This window comes from Streptomyces sp. JJ66 (assembly GCF_019303495.1).
Lineage (GTDB): Bacteria > Actinomycetota > Actinomycetes > Streptomycetales > Streptomycetaceae > Streptomyces.
The window spans coordinates 1-20,118 of the sequence record NZ_JAEVFI010000009.1; the positions used below are offsets into that span (position 1 = coordinate 1).

The following is a 20,118-nucleotide window of genomic DNA, read 5'->3' on the forward strand; positions in this document are numbered from 1 at the left end:
GGGCGGCAGCGGGGCCGCCGGTTCCGGCGGCAGCGACCGGGCAGGCGGCGCGGGCGCCGTGCCAGCGGGCGCCGTCCCAGCGGGCGCCGTGGGCCGCCCGATGGCCGGTACAGCGGACTGGGCGGCGGCGGCAGCTGCGGCACCAGCGGTGGGAGCGGCGGGCGGCCGGGAGGCAGGCGGTGCCGGGGCGGCCTGCGCCGGGTGCGGGGCGGGCGCGGGTGCGGTACGCGCGGGGGGCACGGGGTGCGGCGTCCGGCCCGCACCGCCGGACGCGGGCGTGCCGGGGGCCGGGGCGTCGCCGCGCTGCGGCAGGACCCTGCGGGCAGGCCCCACGGCGCGCGGCTGGCCGGCGGGGGGCGGGGGCGTGGCCGGGCGGGGCGGGGCGGCAGGCCGGGGCGGGGTGAAGGGGTGTCGGGGCAGCGTGGGCGGCGGTGCGCCCGCCGGGTCCGCCTCAGTGCTCACCGGCACCCCCTCGCGCTCGAAGCCGCCGCCACGGAACGGGCCGGCCGTTGTCGGCGGCCGTCCGCGGTGGTGCGCACGGAGCCGTCAGTCCAGATGTGGGCGCCACTCTACGGGGGCTGCCGGTGGGTGCGGCAACCCGCTCCGGGGGGTGACCGGGCGCACCTCGCTCTGGCAAGCTGCCCTGGTGCTCCCCGCGTTCACTCACCCCACAGCAGACCGGGCCCGCTACGACCGGGCCACCGCACACCTGGACGCTCCGCTGGCGGTGTGCGACCTGGCGGCTTTCGACGCGAACGCCGCTGACCTGGCGGCACGGGCGGGCGGCAAGCCCATCCGCGTCGCCAGCAAGTCGGTGCGCTGCCGCGCGCTGCTGGAGCGGGCGCTCGCCCACGACGGCTTTCGCGGGGTGATGGCGTTCACCCTGGCCGAGGCGCTGTGGCTGGCCCGCTGCGGCGTGCGCGACGTGCTGGTGGGTTACCCGTCGGTGGACCGCGACGCGTACGCCGAGCTGGCGGCCGACCCGAAGCTGGCGGCGGCGGTGACGATCATGATCGACGACCCGGCCCAGCTCGCCTGGATCGACGCGGCCCGGGCGGGCGGCGTCGAGGAGATCCGGGTCTGTCTGGAGCTGGACACCGCGCTGCGCCTGCTGGGCGGGCGGCTGCGGTTCGGCGCGCGGCGTTCGCCCCTGCACTCCCCCGGGCAACTGGCCGACGTGGCCCGCACGGTGCTGCGCCGCCCGGGGTTCGCGCTGGTGGGGGTGATGGCGTACGAGGGCCACGTCGCCGGGGTGGGCGACCGGGTGCCGGGGCGGCCGCTGCGCTCGGGCGCCGTCCGGCTGATGCAGCGGGCCGCGCGGGCGGAGCTGGCCGAGCGGCGGGCGGTGGCCGTGCGGGCGGTCCGGTCGGTGGCGCCCGGCCTGGAGTTCGTCAACGGCGGTGGCACCGGCAGCGTGCAGCACACGGCCGCTGAGGACGCGGTCACTGAGATAGCGGCCGGTTCGGGGCTGCTCATGCCACGGCTGTTCGACCACTACACCTCCTTCCGGGGACGGCCCGCCTCGCTGTTCGCGCTGCCGGTGGTGCGCCGGCCGGGGTTCGGCGTGGTGACGGTGCTCGGTGGCGGCTACCCGGCGTCGGGAGTCGCCGGGGCGGACCGGCTGCCGGTGCCGTGGCTGCCCGAGGGCCTGCGCTACGACCCGGCCGAGGGGCCCGGCGAGGTGCAGACGCCGCTGCTGGGCCCGCCCGCCGACGACCTGCTCGTGGGTGACAAGGTGTGGTTCCGGCACGCCAAGGCCGGGGAGCTGTGCGAACGTTTCGAGAGCGTGCACCTGATAGCGGACGACCACGTGGTCGGTACCGTCCCGACGTACCGTGGGGAGGGCCACGCCTTCCTGTGACCGTGGCCCTCCCCGCGTCCCGGCGCCCCAGGGGCGTCAGGGCGAGACGGCCTCCTCGACCTCCGCGAACGTCTCCGGGTCCACCAGGCCGGTGTCCTCCAGGACTTCCATGTGGTCCAGCACGGTCTGGTTGGCCTGCCGGGAGTGGCGGCGGATGAGATCGTTCTGTGTGGCGGCGCGCACCTCGCCGATGGTGGCGAAGATCTTGCCGTGCGAGGCGCGCAGCACGTTGGCGAACAGCTTGTCGAACTCCGCGCCCTTGGCCGCGCGCAGGTCCTCCACCCACTGCTGCTGTTCCGCCGTCGCCTCGTCGGGGATCTCGACGCCGAGGAGCTTCGCGTCCTCGCGGACGAGCTGGTCCAGCTTGGCGTGGCCGTCGATGAGGTGGTGCCCGGCACGCTTGACGGCCTCGCTGGAGGCGTTGGTCTGGGCGAGGCGGCCGGCCGGGATCTCCCACAGCCCGGCCTGTCGGACGGCGACGAGGAACTGGCGGTCCACGTCGGTGACCGTGCCGATGTCTCCCACGGCTTCGGCGTCCTGCGTGCCCTCCGCGTCCTGGTGCGCGTCTGAGCCGTCGTGCAGTCCTCCGGCGGGTACGGCCGCCGGGTCGCTGCCGGGCGCGCTGGTGACATCGGCCCGGCTGCTGCCGTTCTGCAGGGCCAGCACTCCCACGGCAACGGCGATCAGGACGATCGCGACGACGCTGACCACGCCGAGCCTCGTCGGTATTGCGGTGCGTACCGCACGTCGGTTGGGTCGCATCGTTCCTCCTTCGTCACACGTACCCCCCGGCACGAGCGGCAGCTTGCCGAACGGGGCGGCGGCGGTGGGGAAGTTGCGCACAAACGCACGACGACCGTCCCGGCGCGGCGCCGATGGGGTACGGTCACGCGCGGCGGGACGGCCTCAGGCGGCCCGGCTGCGCCGGTGCTACAACGGGGTGACGTAGGCGCCCGCGATGCCGCCGTCCACCAGGAACTCGGCGGCGTTGACGAAGGAGGCGTCGTCGCTGGCGAGGAACGCCACGGCCGCCGCGATCTCGGCCGGTTCGGCGAACCGGCCCACCGGCACGTGCACCAGACGGCGCTGGGCCCGCTCGGGGTCCTTGGCGAACAGTTCCTTCAGCAGCGGAGTGTTGACCGGCCCGGGGCACAGCGCGTTGACGCGGATGCCCTCACGGGCGAACTGCACGCCCAGCTCGCGGGACATCGCCAGCACCCCGCCCTTGGAGGCGGTGTAGCTGATCTGCGAGGTGGCCGCGCCCAGCTTGGCGACGAAGGACGCGGTGTTGATGATCGAGCCGCGCCGCTGCTCGCGCATGTAGGGGATGACGTGCTGGCAGCACAGGTAGACGGAGGTCAGGTTGACGTCCTGGACGCGGCGCCAGGCGTCCAGGGAGGTGTCCAGGATGGAGTCGTCGTCGGGCGGTGAGATGCCCGCGTTGTTGAACGCGACGTCCACCGAGCCGTAGGTGGCGTGCGCGGTGGCGAACAGCGCGGCGACCTGCCCGGGGTCGGTGACGTCGGTGGCGACGAACAGGCCGCCGGTCTCCTCGGCCGCGGCCTTGCCGCGGTCGGCGTCCACGTCGGCGCAGACCACCCGCGCGCCCTCGGCGGCGAGACGGCGCGCGGCGGCCAGGCCGATGCCGCTGCCCGCTCCGGTGACGACGGCGGTACGGCCCACCAGACGGCGGCAGACGGGCGCCTGGGCTGCTTCGGTCACGGCTGCTCCTGGGGGTGCTCGGGGTCCTGGGTGTCGAGGAAGACGTTCTTCGTCTCGGTGAAGGCGGCCAGCGCGCCGGGACCCAGCTCGCGGCCGAGGCCGGAGTGCTTGTAGCCGCCGAACGGCGTCCAGTAGCGCACGGACGCGTGGGAGTTGACGGAGAGGTTGCCGGCCGCGACGGACTGGGCCAGGCGCAGGGCACGGCCGGTGTCGCGGGTCCAGATCGAGCCGGACAGGCCGTAGGGCGTGGCGTTGGCGAGGCGGACGGCGTCGGCCTCGTCGGTGAAGGGCAGCACGACGGCGACGGGGCCGAACACCTCTTCCACCGCCACCCGGTCCGCGGGCTCGCGCTCCAGCACGGTGGCCGGGTACCAGTAGCCCTTGCCCTTGGGGGCGGTGCCACGGATGGCGGCGGGCGCGTCCTCGGGCACGTAGCCGCGCACCCGCGTGCGCTGGGCGGCGGAGACCAGCGGACCCATGGCGGTGCCGGGGTCGGTGGGGTCGCCGCAGGTGAAGGCGTGCACGGCCGGCTCCAGCAGCTCCAGGAACCGGTCGTAGACCTGGCGCTGGACCAGGATGCGGCTGCGGGCGCAGCAGTCCTGTCCGGTGTTGTCGAGGAAGGAGCCGGGTGCGGCGGCGGCCGCGCGCTCGATGTCGGCGTCGGCGAAGACGATGTTGGGGCTCTTGCCGCCCAGTTCGAGCGTGACCGCCTTGATCTGGGCGGCGCAGCGGGCCATCACCTCGCGGCCGGTGGCGGTCGAGCCGGTGAAGACGACCTTGGCGACGCCCGGGTGGTCCACCAGCGCCCGCCCGGTACCGGCTCCGGAGCCGGGCAGCACCTGGAACAGGCCCTCGGGCAGCCCGGCCGCCAGCGCGAGCCCGGCCAGGCGCAGCGCGGTCAGCGGGGTCGTCTCGGCGGGCTTGAGCAGGACGGCGTTGCCCGCGGCGAGCGCCGGTGCGGTGCCCCAGGCGGCGACGGGCATCGGGAAGTTCCACGGGGCGATGACGGCGACGGTGCCGAGCGGTTCGCGGAAGGTGAGGTTGACCCCGCCGGACACGGGGATCTGCTGCCCGGTCAGGCGTTCCACTCCCCCGGCGGCGTAGTCGAGCAGGTCGCGGACGTTTCCGGCCTCCCAGCGGGCGTTGCCCACGGGGTGCCCGGCCTCGGCGACCTCCAGCTGGGCGAGTTCTTCCCGGTGGGCGTCCACGGTGGTGGCGAAGCGGCGCAGCAGGCGGGCGCGGTCACCGGGGGCAAGGGCGGCCCAGCGGGCCTGCGCGGCGGCGGCGCGGCGGACGGCGGCATCGACGCCGGCGGCGCTGGTGGCGGGGACGGTGGTGATCAGCTCCTCGGTGGCGGGGTTGACCACCTGGTGCTCGGCGGGCGGTGCGCCGGTGTTGGGCGCGGCGTGCGGCGCGGGGCCGGGCGCGGTCGGCGGGGCGGCGGCGTGCGGCGCGGGTGCGGCGTGCGGGTCGGTCACGTGCGGCGTCCTCACATGCGCTCGAAGGAGCGGTAGCGCTCCCAGTCGGTGACGGCGGTGTCGTAGGCGTCCTGTTCGACGCGGGCCATGGTGCGGTAGTGCTCGACGACCTCGTCGCCGAACGCCGCGCGGGCCAGCGTGCTGTGCTCCCACAGCGCGGCGGCCTCGCGCAGGGTGGTGGGCACGTGCGGCGCGGCACCGGTGTAGGCGTTGCCGGTGCACGGCTCGGGCAGGTCGAGGCGTTCGTCCACACCGTGCAGCCCGGCGGCGATCATCCCGGCGACGGCGAGGTAGGGGTTGACGTCGCCGCCGGGGAGCCGGTTTTCCAGCCGGTGGCTTTTGCCGTGGCCGATGACGCGCAGCGCGCAGGTGCGGTTGTCCGGGCCCCAGGCGGCGGCGGTCGGGGCGAAGGAGCCGGGGCGGAAGCGCTTGTAGGAGTTGATGTTGGGGGCGTAGAGCAGGGTGAACTCGCGCAGCGCGGCGAGCTGTCCGGCCAGGAAGTGCCGCATGGTGGCGGACATGCCGTGCGGGCCCTGCCGGTCGGCGAGCACGGCGTGGCCGTCGGCGTCGCGCAGGGAGAGGTGGATGTGGCAGGAGTTGCCCTCGCGCTCGTCGTACTTGGCCATGAAGGTGAGCGCGTAACCCTCCTGGGCGGCGATCTCCTTGGCCGCGGTCTTGTACAGCGCGTGCTGGTCGCAGGTGGTGAGCGCGTCGGCATAGCGGAAGACGATCTCGTGCTGGCCGAGGTTGCACTCGCCCTTGGCGGACTCCACGGCCAGCCCGGCGGCGCCCAGCTCGTTGCGGATGCGGCGCAGCAGCGGCTCGATCCGGCCGGTGCCGAGCACCGAGTAGTCGGAGTTGTACTGGTTGGCCGGGGTCAGGCCCCGGTAGCCCTGGTCCCAGGCCCGCTCGTAGGTGTCGCGGAAGACCATGAACTCCAGCTCGGTGCCCGCCTGGGCGGACCAGCCGCGCTCAGCGAGCCGGTCGAGCTGACGCCGCAGGATCTGCCGCGGCGAGGCGACGACCGGGGAGCCGTCGTGCCAGGTCAGGTCGGCGGTGATCATCGCGGTCCCGGGGTGCCACGGGGTGCGGCGCAGGGTGTCGGCGTCGCCGGTGAGGACGAAGTCGCCGTAGCCGTGGTCCCAGGACGCCATGGCGTAGCCGTCCACGGTGTCCATCTCGACGTCCACGGCCAGCAGGTAGTTACAGCCCTCGGTGCCGTGGTGCAGAACCTCGTCCAGGAAGTAGCGCGCGGCGAACCGCTTGCCCTGGAGCCGGCCTTGCATGTCGGTGAAGGCGAGGACCACCGTGTCGATGTCCCCGGTATCGACGAGCCCGCGTAGTTCGCCGACGGAGAGCGGGGGTGTGCGGTCTGCCACGTGCGGACCTCCTGTCGGTGCCATCAAGAGCCATAAGGTAGAACACACCCAGCACCAGCACGCCGCGTTCGGAGGTTCCCGGTGACCGTCCCGCTCGTCGGTGTCAGCACCTACCTGGAGGATGCCGCCCGCTGGGGCGTGTGGGAGCTGCCCGCCGCGCTGCTGCCCGCCGCCTACCACCGGCTCGTCCAACGCGCCGGGGGCCTGGCCGCGCTCCTGCCGCCGGACGCCACCCCCGGGGCGGCGGCTGCCGTGGTGGGCCGGCTGGACGCGCTGGTCATCGCGGGCGGCCCGGACGTGGACCCGGCCCGCTACGGCGCCGGGCGCGACCCGCGCACCGGCCCGCCCGCCGCCGCGCGGGACGCCTGGGAGCTGGCGCTGCTCGACGCCGCCCTGGCCGCCGGGGTACCGGTGCTGGGTGTGTGCCGGGGCATGCAGCTGCTCAACGTCGCCCGCGGCGGCACGCTCGCGCAGCACCTTGACGGCCACAGCGGCCCGCCCGGCGTGTTCGCCGCGCACCGGGTGACGCCGGTCGCGGGCACGCTGCTGGGCGGCCTGCTGGGTGGCCCGGTGGACGTGCCCACCTACCACCACCAGGCGGTGGACGCGCTGGGCGAGGGCCTCATCGTGTCCGCGCACGCTGTGGACGGCACCGTGGAGGCCATCGAGGCACGGGACGGCTTCGTGCTCGGCGTGCAGTGGCACCCGGAGGCGGGCACCGACGTCCGCGTGCTGCGGGCGCTGGTGCGGGCGGCCGCCGACCGGGCTCAGGCGCGGCCCGGACTCCTGGGGGCCGCCGCCAGCGCCGCGCCCAGCACGGCGGGAGCCTCGGTCAGCGAGGGGCCGTACCAGGTGAGGTGACGCCCGCTCACCAGTGCGGCGGGCAGGCCGGGAAAGCTCTCCGGGCCGTCGTCCGCCCCGAACGCGTACGGCTCGTCGGGCAGCACGACCAGCTCGGCGCCGACGGCGTTGAGTTCGGCCAGCGGCACCCGCGGGTAGCGCTCGGCGTGTCCGGCGTAGGCGTGCGACACGCCGAGCCGGGCCAGCACGTCACCGGCGAAGGTGTCCCGGCCCAGCACCATCCACGGCCGCCGCCAGACCGGCACCACGGCCCGCACGGGCGGGTGCGGCACCGTCACATCCCGCCACGCCGCCTCGGCCTGCGCCAGCCAGGCCACACGCCGCACCCCGCACGCCGCGTCCAGCACCCGCGCCAGCTCGGTGAACGCCTGCGGCAGCGTACGGATCTCGGTGACCAGCACCCGCAACCCGGCCGCGCGCAGTGCCGCGAGGTCGGCGGGCCGGTTCTCCTCCTCGTTGGCTACCACCACGTCCGGCGCCAGCGCGGCGACGCGGGCGGTGTCCGGGTTCTTGGTGCCGCCGACGCGCACGACCTCCAGCCCGGCCGGGTGGCTGCACCAGTCGGTCGCGCCGACCAGCACGTCCGGCGCGGTGACCGCGACGGCCTCGGTCAGCGACGGCACCAGCGACACGACCCGGCGAACGCCACCCATGGCCGCCACCCTATCCCCGCCGGAAGCCACCGCATCCCCACCGGAAGCCACCGCGTCCCGCCGCAAGCGCGGCGCGCCGCTGTCGGAGGTCTGCGGCATCATCAGGGGGTGACCACGCGACGCCTGATGCTGCTCGACACCGCCTCCCTGTACTTCCGTGCCTACTTCGGCGTGCCGGAGTCCGTGCGCGCCCCGGACGGCAGCCCGGTCAACGCCGTGCGCGGTCTGCTGGACTTCGTCGCCCGCCTGGTGCGCGACCACCGTCCCGACGCCCTGGTCGCCTGTATGGACGCCGACTGGCGCCCGGCCTGGCGGGTGGAGCTGATCCCCTCCTACAAGGCACACCGCGTCGCCGAGGAGCGCGCGGCGGGTCCGGACGAGGAGGTCGTGCCCGACACGCTCGCGCCGCAGGTGCCGGTGATCGAGCAGGTGCTCGACGCGCTCGGCATCGCCCGCGCCGAGGCCGCCGGGTACGAGGCGGACGACGTGATCGGCACCCTCGCCACCCGCGCCACCACCCCGGTGGACATCGTCACCGGCGACCGCGACCTGTTCCAGCTCATCGACGACGACCGGGAGGTGCGTGTGCTCTACCCGGTCAAGGGCATGGGCACGCTCGCCGCGTTCGACGAGGCGGCGCTGCGCGAGAAGTACGGGGTGGACGGCCCGGGTTACGCCCACCTGGCCGTGCTGCGCGGCGACCCGAGCGACGGCTTGCCCGGCGTGCCCGGCATCGGCGAGAAGACGGCCGCCAAGCTGCTGGCCGCACACGGCGACCTGCCCGGCATCCTCGCCGCCGCCGAAGACCCGCGCTCCGGCATCACCCCGGCCCAGCGGCGCCGCCTGCGGGAGGCGATGCCCTACCTCGCCGTCGCGCCGACCGTGGTGCGCGTGGCGCGCGATGTCCTGCTGCCGGAGGCCGACGCGCGGCTTCCCGCCGAGCCGGAGGACGCGGTCCGGCTGAATGAGCTGGCCGAGCGCTGGGGGCTGGGCAGCTCGCTCGACCGCGTGCTGTACGCGCTGGACCGCTCGGCCCGGTGACGGGTGAGCGGCTCAGCCCGCGTCCGCAGCGGCCGTAGCGGCCGGTTCAGCCCACCGACGAATAGGCGACGACGCCGCGCAGCATGGCGTCCACCGCCTTGCGGGCGCTGCGCCGCACCGTGCCGCCCTCCGGCGCCGCCGCGGCGAGCTGGCCGAGCACGTCCACGACCTGCTTGCACCAGCGCACGAAGTCGCCCGCGGGCATCTCGGCCTCCCGCAGCACGGCGTCCAGCCCGTCGCCCTCGGCCCAGCGGTAGGCGGCCCAGGCGAAGCCGAGGTCCGGCTCGCGCTGGCCCACGCCCTCGCTCTGGTTGACCCGGTGTTCCTCCTCCAGCGCGTCCAGCCGCCCCCAGATGCGGACCATCTCGCCCAGGGCGGCCTTCGCCTTGCCACCGGGCAGCGTCGGCGCCAGCGCGTCGTCCGGGGTGCGTGCCTCGAACACCAGCGCCGAGGCGCAGGCGGCCAGTTCGGAGGCGCCCAGGCCCTCCCAGACGCCCTCGCGCAGGCACTCGGCGGCCAGCAGGTCCAGCTCGCCGTAGAGCCGGGCGAGCCGCCTGCCGTCGTCGGTGACCTGGTCCCCGTCCAGATAGTCCAGGTCGGACAGCAGGGCGTAGACGCGGTCGAAGGTGCGGGCGATGGTGTTGGTGCGGCCCTCGATACGCCGCTCCAGCTGCCGGGTGTCGCGCCGCAGCCGGTAGTAGCGCTCCGCCCAGCGGGCGTGGTCCTCGCGCTCGTCGCAACCGTGGCAGGGGTGGGCGCGGAGCTGGGCCCGCAGCCTGCTGATCTCGGTGTCGTCGGCGGCGGCCGGGCGTTCGCGACGGCGGCGGTGCGGCGGCGGCCCGGCGTGCTCGGCGGCCCCGGCCTTGGTGCGCAGCGCGGAGGCCAGATCGCGGCGGGACTGCGGGCTGCGCGCGTTGAACGACTTGGGAATGCGCATGCGGCCCAGTGCTTCCACCGGCACTGGGAAGTCCATGCCGGCCAGCCGCTTGACCTGGCGGCCCGCCGTCAGCACCAGCGGGCGCTGTCCGTCGTGGTGGTCGAACTGGCGGTGCCCGGTGCTGCGTCCGGCGGGCAGGCCCGGGTCCAGGACGAGCGCGAGCCCGGCGAACTTGCCGGTGGGCACGTGGATGATGTCGCCGGAGCGCAGCTTCTCCAGCGCGGCGGCGGCCTGGGCTCGGCGCTGCGCGGCGCCCTGCTTGGCCAGTTCCGTCTCGCGGTCCTTCAGTTCCCGGCGCAGCCGCGCGTATTCGGTGAAGTCGCCGAGGTGGCACGTCATCGCCTCGCGGTAACCGGCCAGGCCCGTCTCGTTCTTCTGCACCTGCCGGGAGATGCCGACGACGGAGCGGTCCGCCTGGAACTGGGCGAAGGAGGTCTCCAGCAGCTCGCGGGAGCGGTGCCGCCCGAACTGTCCGACCAGGTTGACGGCCATGTTGTAGGACGGCTTGAACGACGAGCGCAGCGGGTAGGTGCGTGTCCCCGCCAGCCCGGCGAGCGCGCCCGGGTCCATGCCGCGCTGCCACAGCACCACCGCGTGGCCCTCGATGTCGATGCCGCGCCGCCCGGCCCGGCCGGTGAGCTGGGTGTACTCCCCCGGCGTGATGTCGGCGTGCTGCTCGCCGTTCCACTTGACGAGCTTCTCCAGGATCACCGTGCGGGCGGGCATGTTGATGCCCAGGGCGAGCGTCTCGGTGGCGAACACGGCCTTCACCAGGCCGCGCACGAACAGCTCCTCGACGACCTCCTTGAACGTCGGCAGCATGCCCGCGTGGTGGGCCGCGATGCCGCGCTCCAGCCCCTCCAGCCACTCGAAGTAGCCCAGCACGTGCAGGTCCTCGTCGGGGATGGCCTCGGTGCGCTCCTCCACCAGCTCGCGGACCTGCGCGCGGGCCTTGGCGTCGTTCAGCCGCAGCCCGGCGACCAGACACTGCTGCACGGCGGCCTGGCAGCCCGCGCGGCTGAAGATGAACGTGATCGCCGGGAGCAGCCCCTCGGCGTCCAGCTTGTCGATGACCTCCGGGCGGCTCGGCGTCCAGATGCGGCGCTGCTGGCGGCGCTCGCGCTCGCGGTCCGCCTCCCGGCGCGGGCCGCCGCGGCGGCGGTCGCGCGGGCCGGTGAGGCTGTTCTGCATCCGGGCCATGCGCTCCAGGTCCGGGTTGACCTCGCGCCGCCCGCCCTTCTCCTCGAACAGGTCATACATCCGGCGCCCGGCGAGCACGTGCTGCCACAGCGGCACCGGGCGGTGCTCGGAGACGATGACCTGGGTGTCACCGCGCACCGTGTCCAGCCAGTCGCCGAATTCCTCGGCGTTGGAGACGGTGGCCGACAGGGACACCAGCGTCACCGCGTCCGGGAGGTGGATGATCACTTCCTCCCACACCGCGCCGCGGAACCGGTCGGAGAGGTAGTGCACCTCGTCCATCACGACGTAGCCGAGCCCGCCCAGCGTCTGCGAACCGGCGTACAGCATGTTGCGCAGTACCTCGGTGGTCATCACGACCACGGGTGCCTCGGCGTTGATGCTGTTGTCACCGGTGAGCAGGCCGACGCGCTCGGCTCCGTAGCGGCGTGCCAGGTCGGCGTACTTCTGGTTCGACAGTGCCTTGATCGGCGTGGTGTAGAAGCATTTGCGGCCCTGGGTGAGGGCCAGGTGGACGGCGAACTCGCCCACGATCGTCTTGCCGGAGCCGGTGGGCGCGGCCACCAGGACTCCCTTGCCGGCCTCCAGCGCCCGGCAGGCGTCGAGCTGGAACGCGTCCAGCTCGAAGTCGTACATCTGACGGAAGGGCGCCAGTGCCGTGGCCTCTTCCGCGGCCCGTCGGCGCGCGGCGGCGTAGCGCTCAGCGGGGGACATGTCCTCGGTCATCGTGGCTACGAGCCTACCGGCCACCGGTGACACGAGCTGATCATTTCATCGCCCCGGCTCCTGGCCCCGACTCCCGGACCGGTGGCTGCCGGACGTCTCCCGTCCGCCCGGCGCCGCATGGGCCACCGCCACCGTCCCCGGGGACGCTACGTCGCGTCGTCGAAGCCGTCGTGGCGGGCGGCGTCGGACTGGCCGGGCACCCTCGGCGACGCCCGGACGGGCTCCGGCGTCAGGTCCAGCTCGGACGCCTCGTCGTCGGCGAGGTGGGCGTCGGGGTCGCTGGCCTGCCGGCGCCGGTCGTTCAGCAGGGCAAAGCCGGTGGCGCCGAAGTACAGCGCGGTGATCGGCACGGCGAGCACGAGCATCGACAGCGGGTCCGTGGGCGTGACCATCGCGGAGAAGATGGAGATGCCCAGCACCATGCCGCGCCACCAGCCCAGCATGCGCTTGCCGGTGATCACGCCGCCGAGGTTAAGCAGCACGAGCACCAGCGGCAGCTGGAACGCCAGGCCGAAGGCGAGGACCAGTTTGATCGAGACGTCGATCATGTCATCGACGGTGACGAGGTTCTCGGAGTCGTCCAGGCTGAAGCCGAGCAGCACGGGAATGGCGTGCGGCAGCACCCAGCGGGCGAGCGCCGCGCCGGTGAGGAACAGCGGGGTGCCGAAGGCGACCGTGGACATCGCGTACTTCTTCTCGTGCCGGTGCAGGCCCGGCGCGATGAACGCCCACATCTGGTAGAGCCACACGGGCGCGGCGGCCACCAGGGCCGTGATGAGGGCGATCTTCACGTAGGTGCCGAACGGAGACGTCAGCCCCTGGTGAGTCAGGCGCGCGCAGCGCTCACCCTGCTCGGCCAGAGCCCTGGCCTCCGCGTCCGAGGTGCACAACGGCAGCGGGTCGGTGATGAAGTCACCGATGTCCTTGGCGACGAACAGGGCGATGATCATCAGCGGCACGATGGCCAGCAGCGCCTTGACCAGGCGATTGCGCAGCTCGCGCAGGTGTTCCACCAGGGGCATCCGCCCCTCGGGGTCCTTGGGAGCCTTGTTCGCTGTGCGGGCGGACTTGAGCAACCCACGTCCTCATCTCATGGGACGGCGGCCCGCCACAGCGGGGCCGCCGATGCAGGTGACCGGGAGAGCGGGCGCCTCAGCCCTGCGTGGTGCGCCTGGGCTCGTCCACCGGCCGGGAGCTGGCGACGTCGCCGGGGGCGGCCTGGATGGTCCGCGGCGTGTGCGTCTCGGAAGCGTCCGCGGAGTCGGCGCGGCCGTCGTGGTCCGGGGAGCCGGACTCCTTCTTCATCTGGGACGCTTCGCTCTTGAGGATGCGCATCGACTTGCCAAGAGCGCGGGCCGTGTCGGGAAGCCGCTTGGCACCGAAGATCAACAGCACCAGACCGATGATGATCAGGAGCTGCCAGATGCCGATCTGACTGGGCATGAGTGCCTACCTTCTCGCCGAGGCCACGTGTCGTGCTGTTCCGGTGCGGACCGCACGGTCACCGGCTGCTGGTCACCGGCTGCCGCACGAACAGCCATCGTAACGCCCGGGGGTGAACACCCGGCAATGACCTGGCAGCACCGCGGTGGACGTCCGCACCGCGGAGGGTGAGCAGCGGGTCACGGGTGGGTCAGCGCCCGGTCAGCGACCGGGTGCGGGCAGCGAGCGGTGCGGCGGCCCGCTCCAGGTCCTCGGTAGCCCGCGCGATGCGCTCGGCACCGTCCCCGACGGCCTGGGACAGCCGCCGCACCTGGAGCGCGACCCGCACGCCGAGCACGCCCAGGACGGCGATTCCGCAGCAGGCGAGGACGAGGAAGAACATCGGCCAGAGCATGGAGGGAGCGTAGTGCACGCTGTCCGGAATCACTCCCCCGTGCTCACTCCCCGTAGGCGGCCAGGGCAGCCCGGGCGGCCTCGCGCGCGCTGTCGGCCAGCTCGGGCGGCTCGGTGATGCGGCCGTCGGCGCCCAGCCGCAGCGCCAGGCGGCGCAGCTGCGCCGGGTCGGGGGTGCGCAGGGTGACGCGCAGGCCGCCGTCCGGCAGCTCCTCGGCGCTGTCGTGCGGCCAGTACTCGGCGACCCACCGGCCGCGCGGCCCGACCTCGATCACTACCCGCGGGTCATCGGCCGCGGGCTGCACCAGCCCGGCCGACAGGTCGCGCGGCGTCACCGGCGGCGGGTCGGACTCCTCGTCCAGCAGCCGGATCTCCGCCACCCGGTCGAGCCGGAAGGTGCGGCGGGCCTCCGACAGGCGGCACCAGCCCTCCAGGTAGGTGTGGCCCACCACGAACAGCCGGATCGGATCCACCTCGCGCTCGGTCAGCTCATCGCGACCGGGCGAGTAGTAGCGCAGCCACAGCCGGCGCCGCTCGGACAGCGCCCGGTCAACCTCGGCGAAGGCGCCGCCCTCGGACTCGAAGGTCACCGACAGCCGGGAGCTGGCGCGGGCGTGCTCACCCGCGGCCTCCTCCAGCTTGGCTTCGGCCCGCCGCAGCGCCTCCCGGTCGCTCTCCCGCAGCCCGGGCAGCGTGGCGACGGCGCGGGCGGCCACCAGCAGGGCGGTGGCCTCGTCAGCGGCCAGCCGCAGCGGCTGGCCGCTGGAGTCGACGGCACCGGCGTTGTGCCACCAGATGTGCTCGCCGTCGGTGTCGATGTCCAGCAGGTCCCCGCCACGGAAGCTGGTGCCGCACAGGGGCAGCACCTGGAGGTCGGACACCAGCTCCTCATGGCTGATGCCGAACGCCCGGGCCACCTCGTCCACCCGGGCGCCGGGACGCTCGCGCAGGTAGGTCACCAGCGACAGCATGCGCCGGGTCTGGTCGATGGCGTTGGTCGCCACGTCCCGCCTCCTCCTCAGCTCTTGGCGACGGCACGCAGCCGGTCGACGATGTCGGCCCGCAGCTCGGCGGGTTCCAGCACGACGACGTCGGGCCCGAATTCCGCGAGCCAGGCGTCGAGCCCGTGCCCGTGGGGAATGCGCAGCTCCTCCCAGGTTCCGGCGTCCACGATCTCCACCGCGCGGGCCCGCAGCGGGTAGCCGCAGCCCTTGCGCAGCCGGATGCGTGCGGTGGCGGTGGCGTGGTCGCCCGCCCAGCGTTCGACGGTCTCGCGGACGCGTACCTGGTCGGGCACGGGCACGGTGTAGGCACCGGCACGCGAGCGCACCGGACCGGCGATGCGCGAGAGGCGGAAGACGCGCTCGCCCCGCCGGTCGCGGTCCCAGCCCGCGAGGTACCAGTGGCCGCGCCAGCACTCCAGCGCCCACGGCTCCACGTGTCGTCTGGCGGCCTGCGGTGCGTCCGGCTTGCGGTAGGGGAAGACGACCGGGCGGCGGTCGCGGCAGGCGAGCATCAGCGGTTCGAACGCCGCCTCCTGGGCCGGAATGCGCGGCTCCAGCGCGCCGGAGGAACCGTAAGTCTCCTCGGCCTCCGGCATCCCGGCGGCGCGCAGTTTCTGCAGGGCACCGTGGGCCGCTCCGGCGAGCCGGGCCTGCTGCCACACCCGGGCGGCGAGTCCGAGTGCGGCCGCCTCGGCGGGGTCGAAGGTGATGGGCGGGAGCTGGTTGAGGTCGCGGCGGGCCTGGTAGGCGGCCTCGCCGTCCACGTTCTCGCCGATGTCGATGATCAGGCCGAGTTCCCGCAGGTCGTCCTTGTCGCGCTCGAACATCCGGTTGAAGGCATCGTCGCTGACGGCTTCCAGGTAGGCCTCGATGGAGGTCCGCAGCTCCCGCTTGGTCAGCGGGCGCCGGGTACCCAGCAGGCACAGCGCCAGGTTCATCAGCCGCTCGGCCTTGGCAATGGCCATCGATCGACGCCCTCTTCTCTTCCCCGCTCCCGTCGCCCGACCGTACCGCTCGGCGTCACGGCGGGCCAAATGCGTCCGAGCCCCACGTCCTTGGGGGACGCGGGGCCCGGGGCGGCTCGTGCGGGATGGCCCGGGGGCCGGTCAGACCGCGACCAGGTCGCAGACGAAGATCAGGGTCTCGCCCGGGGCGATGCGGCCGCCGCCAGCGCCGTGGTCGCCGTACGCGAGGTGGGCGGGGATGGTCAGGCGGCGCCGGCCGCCGACCTTCATGCCCTGCACGCCCTGGTCCCAGCCCGCGATGACCTGGCCGGCGCCGAGCTGGAACTGCAGCGGCTTGCCACGGTTCCAGGAGGCGTCGAACTCCTCGCCGGTGCTGAAGGCGACACCCACGTAGTGCACGGAGACGGTGTCCCCGGCCTTGGCCTGCGGGCCGTCACCCTCCCAGATGTCCACGATCTCAAGATCGCTCGGCGCCGGGCCCTCCGGAAAGTCAACCTCGGGCTTGTCGATGTTCACGAAAACTGCTCCTTCTGCCGCAGGTGGCTGCTCGGGCGGCTGTGGACGGCTGCGACGGCCGTCAGACGGCGGTGACGGCGAGGATGTCCACGCTGAACACGATCGTGGCCCCGCCCGGGATGCCGTCCGTCCCCTCCTCACCGTATCCCAGCTCCGGCGGAACGACGATCATGACCCGGCTGCCCACCTTCTGACCGGTGAGTCCCTGCGCCCAGCCCTGAATGACCTGGCCGAGACCGAACTGGGTGATCTCCCCGCGGGCGTAGGTGGAGTCGAACTCCTTGCCGCCGTCCCACAGCACACCCTTGTACTGGACGACGACGCCGTCGCTCTCGGTGACCTCGGGCCCGTCGCCCTCCAGGACGTAGGCGGACACCAGCTCCTTCGGCGGCGCGGCCTTGGGCACCTCGATGGCCGGCGCCTTGCCGTCCGTGTTGGTGCCGATCTTCGGCAAGGCGGCGTCGTCCTGGGCAGCCCGCTTTCCCTTCGCGGAGCTGCTGGCGTTGAAGGTGTCGTGGACGTCCATGACGAACACGAGGGTGTCGTCGCCCTTGATGGTGCCGCTGGGGTCTCCTTGCTCGCCGTAGCCGAACTGTGGCGGCACCGCCATCAGCACCCGGGAGCCGACTTGCTGGCCCACCATGACCTGGTCCCATGCGGGGATCAGGAACCTCTCGCCGATCGGGAAGACGGAGGGCTTGCCACGGTCGAAGGAGTTGTCGAAGACCTCGGCGGTGTCCCACTTCTGCCCGAGGTAATCGACCTGGAGCAGGTCGCCCTCGGCCACCTTCGCACCCGTACCGGCCACGACGACCTGGACGGCGATGTCCCCGGACGGATCGCCCTCGCCCTTGGCGATGGTCGGCTTCTGCCCGAACTCCCTGCCCTCGGTGATCTCCGGCAACGGGCCATCGACGATCTTGCCCGTGGCCTTGACCTCCTTCCCGGTGGGCAGGCTGGTGGAGCCGCCGTCGCCCTCGCCGCCGTCATCGCCGCAGGCGGCGAGGGTGAGCAGACCGGCAGGAAGGGCTAGGAGTACGGAGCGTCGGCGCACGTCGGTCCTCGTTCGGTTCGGAGGGTTCGGTGGGGGCTTCTTCACCGGTAGCGGTGCGCGCCACTCTACGGGCACGACAGGGCCCGCGCGGAAGACCGTGCGGGCCCTGCTCTTGGGGTTCTTGGCTCTGGGTTCTTGGGGTCCGGTCCCCGGCGACGTGCTCCGTTTCTCCCGCGCGTGCGGGGAACCTCACATTCCGGCGATCAGCTTCTCCACTCGCTCGTCCACCGAGCGGAACGGGTCCTTGCACAGCACGGTGCGCTGCGCCTGGTCGTTGAGCTTGAGGTGTACCCAGTCCACGGTGAAGTCGCGGCGCTGTTCCTGGGCGCGGCGGATGAAGTCGCCGCGCAGCCGGGCCCGGGTGGTCTGCGGCGGCACCGACTTGCCCTCGAAGATCTTCAGGTCGTCGCAGATCCGCTTGGCCTGGCCGTTGCGCTCCAGCAGGTAGTACAGGCCGCGCCTGCGGTGGATGTCGTGGTAGGCGAGATCTATCTGCGCGATGCGCGGGTGGGACATGGTGATGTTGTTCTTGGCCCGGTAGCGCTCCAGGAGCTGGTACTTCATCACCCAGTCGATCTCGGTACCGACCCGGTCCAGGTCCTGCTCCCGCACGGCCTGGAGGGTGCGGCCCCACAGCTCCAGGACCTGTTCGACGACGCCGGTGCGGATGCCGCGCCGGTCACAGAAGTCGGCCGCCTTGTCGAAGTACTCCTGCTGGATCTCCAGCGCGGACGCCTCCCGGCCGCTGGCCAAGCGGACCTTGCGCTGCCCGGTGGTGTCGTGGCTGACCTCGCGGATCGCCCGGATCGGGTTCTCCAGGGTGAGATCGCGCATGACGGTGCCTGCCTCGATCATGCGCAGCACCAGGTCGGTGGCGCCGACCTTCAGCAGCATCGTCGTCTCGGACATGTTGGAGTCCCCGACGATGACGTGCAGGCGGCGGTAGCGCTCGGCGTCCGCGTGCGGCTCGTCGCGGGTGTTGATGATCGGCCGCGAGCGCGTCGTCGCCGAGCTGACGCCCTCCCAGATGTGCTCGGCCCGCTGGCTGACGCAGTAGACCGCGCCGCGCGGCGTCTGCAGCACCTTTCCGGCGCCGCAGACCAGCTGACGGGTGACGAGGAAGGGGATCAGGACATCCGCCAGGCGGGAGAACTCCCCGTGCCGCGCCACCAGATAGTTCTCGTGACAGCCGTAGGAGTTGCCCGCCGAGTCGGTGTTGTTCTTGAACAGGTAGACGTCGCCGGCGATGCCCTCCTCGTGCAGCCGGCGCTCGGCGTCCACGAGCAGCCCCTCAAGGATGCGCTCGCCGGACTTGTCGTGGGTGACCAGCTCGACCACGTTGTCGCACTCGGGAGTCGCGTACTCCGGGTGCGAGCCGACGTCGAGGTAGAGCCTGGCGCCGTTGCGGAGGAAGACGTTGCTGCTGCGTCCCCAGGACACGACACGGCGGAAGAGGTACCGCGCCACCTCGTCAGGAGACAGCCGCCGCTGCCCCCGGAACGTACATGTGACGCCGTACTCGTTCTCCAGCCCGAAGATTCGGCGATCCATGCATGAACATTACGCCTGATGACCGGTTCTGAAACCGGCTTCACCCGCACCACCTCGATCAATTTCCGTGCGTGGCGCGACGGTGACGGGCTTGGCCGGCCGCACCCGGGGGTCCGCCATCGCCCGCCGGGTCAGCAGCAGGACGAGCAGCGCGGCGAACCCGGCGGCGGCGGGGACGAGGAAACCGGCCGCCGGGCCGCCCCGTTCGATGGCCGGTCCGACCACGGCCGTACCCAGTGCCGCGCCGACCCCGAAGACGGTCACCAGCCAGGAGAACGCCTCGGTGACGGTGCCGCGCGGGGCGTGCCGGTCCACCACGACGAACGCACAGGTGAGCGCAGGGGCGAGGAACAGCCCGGCGAGACAGGCGAGCACCGTCATCGGCACCGGAGCGGGCACCAGCGCCAGCGGCAGGTAGCCGAGGGCGAGCAGCGCGATCAGCAGCCGCAGCCGGGACTCGGGCGCGCCGGGCCAGGTGCGGGCGCCGTAGGCCAGGCCGCCCACCAGGGCGCCGAATCCGATGCCCGACATGATCAGCGCGTACACCAGGTCACCGCCGTTGCCGTCGTCGGAGTAGGCCACCGCGGCCACCGTGATGGAGCCGAGCGCGACGCCGACGAACAGGAAGCAGCCGAGCAGCGAGAGCAGGCCCGGCGAGCGCAGGGCACCCAGCCAGTGCGCTTCGCGCGGCGCGCTGCGCCAGGTCCGTGACGGCGCGGAGACCACCACGGACAGCGCGCCCAGCACTCCGAGGGCGTTGATGGCCAGCAGGGCGCCCGCCTCCGACCACACCGCGACGGCCAGCGTCACCAGCAGCGGGCCGACGGTGAACATCACTTCCTGGGCCACCGAGTCCAGCGCGTAGGCCCGGTGCACCCGGTCCTGGCGCTTCAGCACGCTCGGCCACAGGGCGCGCAGCCCACCCTCCAGCGGCGGGGTGGCCAGACCGGCGACCAGCACGGCGGCGGCGGCGAGCGGCAGCGGGTCGATACCGACGGCGGCGAAGGCGGCCATGCCCAGGGCGGAGACCACCGCGGCGGGCAGCATCACCCGCGGCTGCCCGAACAGGTCCACGGCACGGCCCAGCACGGGTTGCCCGACGGCTGTGGCCAGGCCGTAGACGGTCGCCAGCACACCGGCGAGCGTGTAGCTGGCGCCTTCGGCGCGGGCGAAGAGCACGATGGCGATGTGGGCGGTGGCGTTCGGCAGGCGGCCTACCAGCGTTCCGGCCAGGAGCCGCGCGGCGTGTCTGGCCCGGAGCAGTTCGGCGTAGCCCGTCGCCATGCGCGACCCCTTCAGCTGATCAGTTTTACGTATAACCTGCGCCAGCATAC

At 73.3% G+C, this 20,118-nt stretch carries 18 protein-coding genes and 1 pseudogene; 3 read left to right on the plus strand and 16 right to left on the minus strand.

The genetic code is table 11. From position 1 onward, the window contains the following. Positions 1–462 (minus strand): annotated as a pseudogene (locus JJV70_RS08395) (MinD/ParA family protein); the annotation flags it as partial. 184 nt (positions 463–646) lie between these two features. Here JJV70_RS08395 and JJV70_RS08400 point away from each other — a divergent pair. Then, positions 647–1,861, plus strand: coding sequence for an amino acid deaminase/aldolase (locus JJV70_RS08400; protein ID WP_219047151.1), 1,215 nt, complete (start codon positions 647–649; stop codon positions 1,859–1,861). A 36-nt stretch (positions 1,862–1,897) separates the two neighbouring features. Here JJV70_RS08400 and JJV70_RS08405 read toward each other — a convergent pair whose 3' ends face one another. From JJV70_RS08405 to JJV70_RS08420, 4 genes are all read right to left on the minus strand, one after another. Further along, the gene (locus JJV70_RS08405; protein ID WP_219047152.1) at positions 1,898–2,623 is read right to left on the minus strand and encodes a DUF4142 domain-containing protein; all 726 of its coding nucleotides are present in this window, start codon (positions 2,621–2,623) and stop codon (positions 1,898–1,900) included. A 168-nt stretch (positions 2,624–2,791) separates the two neighbouring features. Then, a complete protein-coding gene (locus JJV70_RS08410; RefSeq protein WP_219047153.1) occupies positions 2,792–3,583 on the minus strand; it encodes a 3-oxoacyl-ACP reductase in 792 nt (263 codons plus the stop codon). Continuing rightward, positions 3,580–4,950 carry an aldehyde dehydrogenase gene (locus JJV70_RS08415; protein ID WP_219047260.1) on the minus strand — a complete coding sequence of 457 codons (1,371 nt, stop codon included), beginning with the start codon at positions 4,948–4,950 and terminating at the stop codon, positions 3,580–3,582. Before JJV70_RS08415 ends, JJV70_RS08410 begins: the two co-directional genes overlap by 4 nt. A gap of 122 nt (positions 4,951–5,072) precedes the next feature. Continuing rightward, positions 5,073–6,440 carry a glutamine synthetase family protein gene (locus JJV70_RS08420; RefSeq protein WP_219047154.1) on the minus strand — a complete coding sequence of 456 codons (1,368 nt, stop codon included), beginning with the start codon at positions 6,438–6,440 and terminating at the stop codon, positions 5,073–5,075. An 81-nt stretch (positions 6,441–6,521) separates the two neighbouring features. On the opposite strand from JJV70_RS08420, the gene JJV70_RS08425 reads away from it, so the two are divergent. Beyond that, on the plus strand, positions 6,522–7,301 hold the full coding sequence (locus tag JJV70_RS08425) for a gamma-glutamyl-gamma-aminobutyrate hydrolase family protein (protein WP_219047155.1): 780 nt from the start codon (positions 6,522–6,524) through the stop codon (positions 7,299–7,301). Here JJV70_RS08425 and JJV70_RS08430 read toward each other — a convergent pair. Beyond that, a complete protein-coding gene (locus JJV70_RS08430; RefSeq protein ID WP_219047156.1) occupies positions 7,208–7,954 on the minus strand; it encodes a helical backbone metal receptor in 747 nt (248 codons plus the stop codon). The genes JJV70_RS08425 and JJV70_RS08430 overlap by 94 nt on opposite strands. Before the next feature lie 126 nt (positions 7,955–8,080). Between JJV70_RS08430 and JJV70_RS08435 the strand changes: the two genes are divergently transcribed. After that, a complete protein-coding gene (locus JJV70_RS08435; RefSeq protein ID WP_219047261.1) occupies positions 8,081–8,995 on the plus strand; it encodes a 5'-3' exonuclease in 915 nt (304 codons plus the stop codon). 46 nt (positions 8,996–9,041) lie between these two features. On the opposite strand, the gene JJV70_RS08440 is transcribed toward JJV70_RS08435, so the two are convergent. From JJV70_RS08440 to JJV70_RS08485, 10 genes are all read right to left on the minus strand, one after another. Then, complete coding sequence (locus tag JJV70_RS08440; RefSeq protein WP_219047157.1) at positions 9,042–11,858, minus strand: RNA helicase; 2,817 nt, start codon at positions 11,856–11,858, stop codon at positions 9,042–9,044. Positions 11,859–12,004: 146 nt separating this feature from the next. Next, the gene (gene tatC / locus JJV70_RS08445) at positions 12,005–12,934 is read right to left on the minus strand and encodes a twin-arginine translocase subunit TatC (RefSeq protein ID WP_219047158.1); all 930 of its coding nucleotides are present in this window, start codon (positions 12,932–12,934) and stop codon (positions 12,005–12,007) included. Between the two features lie 76 nt (positions 12,935–13,010). Beyond that, positions 13,011–13,301 (minus strand): Sec-independent protein translocase subunit TatA, encoded by a 291-nt coding sequence (tatA, locus tag JJV70_RS08450; protein WP_219047159.1) that lies wholly within the window; start codon positions 13,299–13,301, stop codon positions 13,011–13,013. 190 nt (positions 13,302–13,491) lie between these two features. Then, complete coding sequence (locus JJV70_RS08455; RefSeq protein ID WP_219047160.1) at positions 13,492–13,695, minus strand: hypothetical protein; 204 nt, start codon at positions 13,693–13,695, stop codon at positions 13,492–13,494. 43 nt (positions 13,696–13,738) lie between these two features. Continuing rightward, the gene (locus tag JJV70_RS08460; RefSeq protein ID WP_219047161.1) at positions 13,739–14,698 is read right to left on the minus strand and encodes a YafY family protein; all 960 of its coding nucleotides are present in this window, start codon (positions 14,696–14,698) and stop codon (positions 13,739–13,741) included. Between the two features lie 14 nt (positions 14,699–14,712). After that, entirely contained in the window at positions 14,713–15,663 is a 951-nt protein-coding gene (locus JJV70_RS08465) for a YafY family protein (RefSeq protein WP_219047162.1), read from the minus strand. 141 nt (positions 15,664–15,804) lie between these two features. Beyond that, positions 15,805–16,179 carry an FKBP-type peptidyl-prolyl cis-trans isomerase gene (locus tag JJV70_RS08470; RefSeq protein ID WP_219047163.1) on the minus strand — a complete coding sequence of 125 codons (375 nt, stop codon included), beginning with the start codon at positions 16,177–16,179 and terminating at the stop codon, positions 15,805–15,807. Positions 16,180–16,240: 61 nt separating this feature from the next. Further along, positions 16,241–17,233, minus strand: a complete 993-nt coding sequence (locus JJV70_RS08475; protein ID WP_219047164.1) for an FKBP-type peptidyl-prolyl cis-trans isomerase — start codon at positions 17,231–17,233, stop codon at positions 16,241–16,243. Between the two features lie 189 nt (positions 17,234–17,422). Continuing rightward, a complete protein-coding gene (gene pafA, locus JJV70_RS08480) occupies positions 17,423–18,784 on the minus strand; it encodes a Pup--protein ligase (RefSeq protein ID WP_219047165.1) in 1,362 nt (453 codons plus the stop codon). Positions 18,785–18,793: 9 nt separating this feature from the next. Further along, complete coding sequence (locus JJV70_RS08485) at positions 18,794–20,068, minus strand: MFS transporter (RefSeq protein ID WP_219047166.1); 1,275 nt, start codon at positions 20,066–20,068, stop codon at positions 18,794–18,796. Positions 20,069–20,118 lie beyond the last annotated feature (50 nt).

Bases quoted from the DNA above. Each gene is read 5' to 3' on its own strand.
- pafA (WP_219047165.1), bottom strand. From the start codon at position 18,784: ATGGATCGCCGAATCTTCGGGCTGGAGAACGAGTACGGCGTCACATGT.
- JJV70_RS08440 (WP_219047157.1), bottom strand. From the start codon at position 11,858: ATGACCGAGGACATGTCCCCCGCTGAGCGCTACGCCGCCGCGCGCCGA.
- tatA (WP_219047159.1), bottom strand. From the start codon at position 13,301: ATGCCCAGTCAGATCGGCATCTGGCAGCTCCTGATCATCATCGGTCTG.
- JJV70_RS08485 (WP_219047166.1), bottom strand. From the start codon at position 20,068: ATGGCGACGGGCTACGCCGAACTGCTCCGGGCCAGACACGCCGCGCGG.
- JJV70_RS08435 (WP_219047261.1), top strand. From the start codon at position 8,081: ATGCTGCTCGACACCGCCTCCCTGTACTTCCGTGCCTACTTCGGCGTG.
- JJV70_RS08430 (WP_219047156.1), bottom strand. From the start codon at position 7,954: ATGGGTGGCGTTCGCCGGGTCGTGTCGCTGGTGCCGTCGCTGACCGAG.
- JJV70_RS08465 (WP_219047162.1), bottom strand. From the start codon at position 15,663: ATGGCCATTGCCAAGGCCGAGCGGCTGATGAACCTGGCGCTGTGCCTG.
- JJV70_RS08405 (WP_219047152.1), bottom strand. From the start codon at position 2,623: ATGCGACCCAACCGACGTGCGGTACGCACCGCAATACCGACGAGGCTC.
- JJV70_RS08455 (WP_219047160.1), bottom strand. From the start codon at position 13,695: ATGCTCTGGCCGATGTTCTTCCTCGTCCTCGCCTGCTGCGGAATCGCC.